A 6,096-nucleotide genomic window follows, 5' to 3' on the forward strand; every position below is an offset into this window, starting at 1 on the left:
GGCTCTGTTAAACCAAGATTGACATGGCCCTTATTCTCGGCTCCCCTTGTCAGGGGAGCTGTCGGCGAAGCCGACTGAGGGGTAGCCAGACATGGATTCATGTCAATCTTGGTTTAACAGAGCCAAATGGTACGGGGCTACGCTCAACTGAGTTAGCGACGGGCGGTGAAGAAATCCGTGAGGATGGTCTGGCAGTCGCGTTCGAGGACGCCGCCGTAGACCTCGGGCGTGTGGCCCACGTGCGGATCGCGCGGGATGTCCCAGATCGAGCCGCAAGCGCCGAGTTTGGCGTCCCACGCGCCAAACACGATGCGGCCGATATGCGTCTGGATGCATGCGCCCGCGCACATCGGGCAGGGTTCGAGCGTCACCGCGAGCGTGCAATCGGCGAGGTTCCAGGAACGGTCCGAGCCGGAAACGGCACCGGCATCATCGGCACGGGTCCGGCCGGCCGGCACGGTCGTATCGCCGATGGCCACAGCCCGTTGCCGGCGCATGGCCGCGGCTTCGCGCATCGCGATGATTTCGGCGTGGGCCAGCGGGTCTCCCCCGGCCTCGCGGGTGTTGTATCCCCGGCCGATGATCCGTCCGTCGGCGTCCAGCACCACGGCCCCGACCGGCACATCGCCGGCGAGCGCGGCCTCACGGGCCAGGTCGAGGGCGGCGAGCATCGCTTCCTTATCGTTCATACGACGAGTCTAAGCCCGGACGAATCAAGCAGCCATGTCCGATCCGCCGGTTTCCTCGCGGCGACTGTCCACTCTGGGCGTACGTTTACGCATGAGTTCCAATTGTTTTTCTATACTTTTCACGACACGAGAGAGGGTGGGATCATGGCGGTATTCGAGCTCATTGTATGCATCATCGCGGCAGTGGTGTTGAGCTCGTTCGTCAGTCGCTTCATTCCCAAGGTCTCCACGCCGCTGGTCCAGATCGTGCTGGGTGTGCTGGTGGCCTACCTGCCGTTCTTCCCGGACGCGAGCCTCGACCCCGAGCTGTTCATGGTGCTGTTCATCGCACCGCTGCTCTATCTTGAGGCGCACGAAATCGACAAATCGTCCCTGCTGAAAACGCTGAAACTGAGCCTTTCGCTGGCCATCGGGCTGGCGATAGCCACGATGGTGGCGGTCGGGTTCATCCTGCATGCCGTCTGGCCGGCCATCACGCTGGCCGCCGCATTGGCACTGGGCGCGGCATTGGGACCGACCGACGCGGTGGCCGTCAGCTCGCTGGGCAAGGAGGCGTCGTTGACGCAGCGCCAACGCGGCGTGCTCAAGGGCGAATCGCTGTTCAACGACGCTTCCGGCATCGTGGGCTTCCAGTTCGCGTTGGCGGCGGCGTTCACCGGGACCTTCGCCGTGGGCGAGGCCGCCGGCGAGTTCGCGGTCTCGTTCATCGGCGGCACCGTGTTCGGCCTGGTGGTCGGCATGCTGGCCAACTGGGTGTTCGAAACCGTGCGGTCGATGGGTTGGGAGACCACCACCACGCGCATCCTGATGGAACTGTTCCTGCCGTTCCTGTTGTATCTGGGCGCCGAGGACTTCGGCCTGTCCGGCATTCTGGCGGTGGTGGCCGCAGGCCTGTTCACCCGGTTCGACCGCACGGGCGTGGGCCCGAACGTGGCGCGCACGAACATCGTCTCCGCCTCCGTGTGGGGCGTGCTGAGCTTCTCGCTCAACGGCGCGGTGTTCATCCTGCTCGGCATGCAGCTGCCGCTGGCCATGCAGGCCAGCTGGTCCGACCCGCACATCAGCAACAACAAGCTCATCGGCATCATTCTGCTGGTCACCGCGGTGGTGATCGTGCTGCGATTCATCTGGGTGGCGGCCATGCTGCGCATCGCGCGCGACATCAACACCGGCCAGCGCCGCAAGATGACGCCGGAACGCTGGCGTTCGGCCGCGGTGATGACATTCGGCGGCCCCAAGGGCACCATCACGCTGTCGCTGATGTTCACCATCCCCTACTATCTGGCGAGCGGCGTGCCGTTCCCGATGCGCGACGAGCTGATCTTCATCGCCTCGGGCGTCATCATCGTCACGCTGCTGCTGGCGAACTTCCTGCTGCCGCTGCTCGCGCCGAACCGCGGCAAGGATCCGGCCGCCGAGATGGTGCCGATCACCATCGAGGTGCTGCGCTCCACGGTCGAGGAGCTGACCGGGCGCATCACGCCGGAGAACCGCCGTGCGGTGCTGGTGGTGATCGACCTGTACACCAAACGCATCAGCCGTCTGAAGCAGCGCATCGGCGAATCCGACCCGCAGGGTCTGGAGCATCTGCAGATCGAGGCGCTGCACTGGGAGAAGGAATTCGTGCGCGATAGGCTGGCCGAGCTCAAGGCGCATCCGGATGCGGATCAGGCCACGCAGGAGCTCAACATCGAGGCCTGCGAACGTATGCTCGACCAGATCATGAACACGTTGCGTCATACGTCCACCGACCCCACGTCCGGGCACACGGTCTCGCAGATCCGCGGTCGCGGACGCATGCTGCAGCGCCGACTCAGCAACCTCACCAAGCGCACGATCTCCAAGATCCGCCATACCACGCCGCTGGTGAGCGAGGACCAGATCTTCGCCCGCACGCGCGAGATTCAGGTGGAGGCGATTCACCATGTGATCGATCGCTTGGTGGATGAGATGGGGCAGGATACGTACAACACCGAGCACTGCTCGGCGCTGCTGCTCGACTACCGTCGTGCCGAGGCCTCACTGCAGTCGCGTCCGAACATGAGCGGCAGTGCGGCGGCCATCACGCAGATCGAGGAAGTCAAGAAGGAAAGCTACGGCATCGAGCTCAGCGTGATTCAGGACATGTTCGAGGCCGGCGACATCAACCGCGCCCAGATGCGCACGCTGAGGCGGAATATCTACGTGATGCAGGTCGATGCCGATTCCGGCATCTGACCTACATCACCGTCGCGGCACAGCCGCTCCCCTCGCCTACGGACAGTCCACCGGACTGTCCGCTTCACGGCTCGGCAGGTCGATGCCGATTCCGGCATCTGAGCCCTTTTCTTGGCTCCCCTCTCTGAGGGGAGCTGTCGAACGAAGTGAGACTGAGGGGAGTCGTCAGGTGATTCCCGTGGCGCTCCCCTCAGTCGCCTTCAGCGACAGCTCCCCTCAGAGAGGGGAGCCAAAGAAAATCCGTATCGACATTAGCCCCGCTGAGGGGGAGCCAGAAGTTACCTCCTACTGGCCTTGATCGCCACCCAGAGGGAGCGGACCAGCAGGACGCACAGGTAGACGGTGAATAGGATCGCGCCCACGCGCGGGGTCACGGCGGCGGCCATCCATGTGCCGAGCGGCGCGGTCAGGGCAGCAACGATACCGATGATCAGAGCGGCCTTGACATGCACGAGCCGCCGCCGCGTGTTCGCCACGGACGTGGTGATGGCGTTCGGGAACATGGCCAGCAACGACGTACCACGGGCGATCAGATCGCTCGCACCGAAAATAATGGACAGTGCCGGCACGCAAATGGCGCCACCGCCGATGCCCAATAGGCCGGCCAGAATACCGGCGATCACACCAAACGCGATGAGCCCGATCACCGTACCCACGCTCATGACGATCTGCGAATCACGTGACGGATTCGACATGGCCTGATTGACGATCACGAACACCAGGAACAGCACGAACGCCCATCGCAGCACGAGTTCCGGCAACTTGGACAACAGCCACGATCCGATCTGCCCGCCCACGAACATGCCGCAGAACACCAGCGCGGCCGCGGCCCAATCCACATCACCCTCCACGGCGTAGGAGACCACGCCGGAAATCGCGGTGGGCACGATCGCCATCATCGACGTGGCCGCCGCATGGCGCTGCGTCAGTCCCAGCCAGACCAGCGCGGGGACGATCACCGTGCCGCCGCCGATGCCGAACAGACCGGACAGGATGCCCACGGCCACGCCCACCACGGCCATGATCACAATGCCGCGCGGGGACTCATCCAGATGGTTCTCGTTGATGCTCACTTCACTCATGGCATCAGTCTAGGCTCTGTTAAACCAAAATTGACATGAATCCATGTCTGACTACCCCTCAGACGGCTTCGCCGCCAGCTCCCCTGACAAGGGGAGCCAAGAATAAGGACCATGTCAATCTTGGTTTAACAGAGCCTTAGTCTATGACCGGATCCCGCGGAAGCCGGCCCGGCGTCCGTTCCCGTATCACGTGCCGCGCCTGGGACGACGCACGGTCTACAGCACGCCGGAGGTGATGTCGTGGTCGAGCAGCCATTGGCGCAGGTCGGCGAATTCCTCAAGGCTCACGTTGTGGTCGAGGCCGTGGTAGCTCTTGGTCTTGAGCCACGTGTGCTCCTCAAGCCAGGCCGCGGCGGCGAACAGCTCGTACTTGGGAATCACGCCGTCGAGTTTGCCGTAGGTGTAGAAGACGGGGATGTCGTAATCGGCGAGGCGATCGTCGGCGGGGGCCGTGCCGGGCACCTGGCCGGGCGCGTTGAAGCCGGACAGGGAGATCACCGCACGGTAACGCTCGGGATTGAGCCGCAGCAGATGCACGGCCACGAGCCCGCCCTGCGAGAAGCCGAGCGGCACCACGTCACGGTCGGAGGGAATGTTGGCGGCGACCCCGCGGTCGACCGCCACAGCCGCCGCGTAGGCGTCATAATCGAGGTCCTCGCCCACGGGCAGCGAGTCATGCAGCCAGGCGTAGTTGCCGGGCTCGCGGCTGCCGGGTTCCGGTTCGGCGAGCGTCAGCGGCCCGCGTAGGGCGGCGAAGTCGTTGTAGGGGGCGATGAGGCGCATGATGTCCGCCATCTCCTCCTCGTTGGAGCCCCAGCCGTGCAGGCACAGGAACAGCGGATGCGTGGGGTGCTGCCCGATGCCGCCGCGGGAGGCCAGCACGTGCTCCACGGTCAACGGGTCGCCGAAATGCCCCGGAACGGTGGTGGATTCGCGGCCGATGAGCGGCCGTTCTGCATTCGCTTCGTTGCTCATACCTGCCAATGGTACGGCCGCGCCGTTACGCCCCGCCCGATCCGGCTCATGATCTGGGTCACAAAAAAGAACCCCGGCGGGGTGTCCGCCGGGGAGAGAAAGGAGAGAGAAGAAGAAAGGGGTTCAATTGTCGGGAACTGCTGCGGCTCCTGATCAGCGTCTTGTTTTGCTGACATGACTTATATAACCATGGGTTTCTGGGTCTATCTCTAGGTTTTTCTGAGAATAACCTGAAAATCGGTGTCTCCACACAGAACGCTAGACTGGTCAGCAGTATAGAAAGCAAGGAGTTTGTATGCTGCTGTCCGACCGCGATATTCTCGCCGCCCAGGCCGCCGGTCATATTGCATTGGATCCGTGGACCCCGGAGATGGTGCAGCCCGCCTCCATCGATGTCCGTTTGGACCGTTATTTCCGTCTGTTCAACAACCATGCCTACACGTATGTGGATCCGGCCGAGAACCAGGGCGCGCTCACCGAGCAGTTCGAAGTGGGCCCGGACGAGCCGTGGATCCTGCATCCCGGCGAGTTCGCGCTGGGCTCCACGTGGGAGTACGTCAAGCTCGATCCGACCATCGCCGCCCGTCTTGAGGGCAAGAGCTCGCTGGGCCGACTCGGCATCCTGACCCACTCCACCGCAGGTTTCATCGACCCCGGTTTCGAAGGGCACATCACGCTGGAGCTGTCCAACGTCTCCACGCTGCCGGTCAAGCTGTGGCCGGGCATGAAGATCGGCCAGATGTGCTTCTTCCAGCTGAGCTCGCCGGCCGAGCATCCGTACGGTTCCGCCGGCACCGGTTCGCATTATCAGGGCCAGCGCGGCCCGACCCCCAGCCGGTCCTACGAGAACTTCTACCGCGCGCATATCGACGACTGACGTCCGCCCAGCGCGTTCCCCCCATACTTTCGGCCGGCCTCAGCGCCGGCCTTGCCGTTCTGCCCGTTGTTTTCAAGGAGATGCCATGACCAATATCGATGGCGGTTTTGATTTCGATTTCCAGCACCATGAGAAGTCCTCCAAGCCCACGGTGCCGCCGCTCGACGCCCCCACGGTGGCCCAGCCCGCTGCGGTCTCCCCCACTGTGCCGGTCCTGTCTCTGATCCACCTCTCCGAGCCCACGAGCCTAGGCATG

General features: G+C 63.7%; 5 protein-coding genes. 2 read left to right on the forward strand and 3 right to left on the reverse strand.

Translation table 11 applies throughout. From position 1 onward, the window contains the following. Nucleotides 1-152: 152 nt before the first annotated feature. The gene (locus DF196_RS12940) at nt 153-689 is read right to left on the reverse strand and encodes a nucleoside deaminase (RefSeq protein ID WP_109058210.1); all 537 of its coding nucleotides are present in this window, start codon (nt 687-689) and stop codon (nt 153-155) included. A gap of 144 nt (nt 690-833) precedes the next feature. Here DF196_RS12940 and DF196_RS12945 point away from each other — a divergent pair, with 144 nt between their 5' ends. Beyond that, nucleotides 834-2,906 (forward strand): Na+/H+ antiporter, encoded by a 2,073-nt coding sequence (locus DF196_RS12945; RefSeq protein WP_109058211.1) that lies wholly within the window; start codon nt 834-836, stop codon nt 2,904-2,906. 278 nt (nt 2,907-3,184) lie between these two features. On the opposite strand, the gene DF196_RS12950 is transcribed toward DF196_RS12945, so the two are convergent. After that, entirely contained in the window at nt 3,185-3,988 is an 804-nt protein-coding gene (locus tag DF196_RS12950; RefSeq protein WP_109058212.1) for a sulfite exporter TauE/SafE family protein, read from the reverse strand. A gap of 216 nt (nt 3,989-4,204) precedes the next feature. After that, nucleotides 4,205-4,963, reverse strand: coding sequence for an alpha/beta hydrolase (locus DF196_RS12955; protein WP_109058213.1), 759 nt, complete (start codon nt 4,961-4,963; stop codon nt 4,205-4,207). Nucleotides 4,964-5,258: 295 nt separating this feature from the next. Between DF196_RS12955 and dcd the strand changes: the two genes are divergently transcribed. Next, nucleotides 5,259-5,840: a dCTP deaminase gene (gene dcd / locus DF196_RS12960; protein WP_109058214.1), complete on the forward strand. Its 582-nt coding sequence runs from the start codon at nt 5,259-5,261 to the stop codon at nt 5,838-5,840. Nucleotides 5,841-6,096: the final 256 nt, after the last annotated feature.

The sequence above is a fragment of the Bifidobacterium callitrichidarum genome, assembly GCF_003129905.1.
Lineage (GTDB): Bacteria > Actinomycetota > Actinomycetes > Actinomycetales > Bifidobacteriaceae > Bifidobacterium > Bifidobacterium callitrichidarum.

What these genes read in the sequence shown, in the direction of transcription:
- DF196_RS12940 (WP_109058210.1), bottom strand. Translation starts at nt 689, where the DNA reads ATGAACGATAAGGAAGCGATGCTCGCCGCCCTCGACCTGGCCCGTGAG.
- DF196_RS12945 (WP_109058211.1), top strand. Translation starts at nt 834, where the DNA reads ATGGCGGTATTCGAGCTCATTGTATGCATCATCGCGGCAGTGGTGTTG.
- DF196_RS12950 (WP_109058212.1), bottom strand. Translation starts at nt 3,988, where the DNA reads ATGAGTGAAGTGAGCATCAACGAGAACCATCTGGATGAGTCCCCGCGC.
- DF196_RS12955 (WP_109058213.1), bottom strand. Translation starts at nt 4,963, where the DNA reads ATGAGCAACGAAGCGAATGCAGAACGGCCGCTCATCGGCCGCGAATCC.
- dcd (WP_109058214.1), top strand. Translation starts at nt 5,259, where the DNA reads ATGCTGCTGTCCGACCGCGATATTCTCGCCGCCCAGGCCGCCGGTCAT.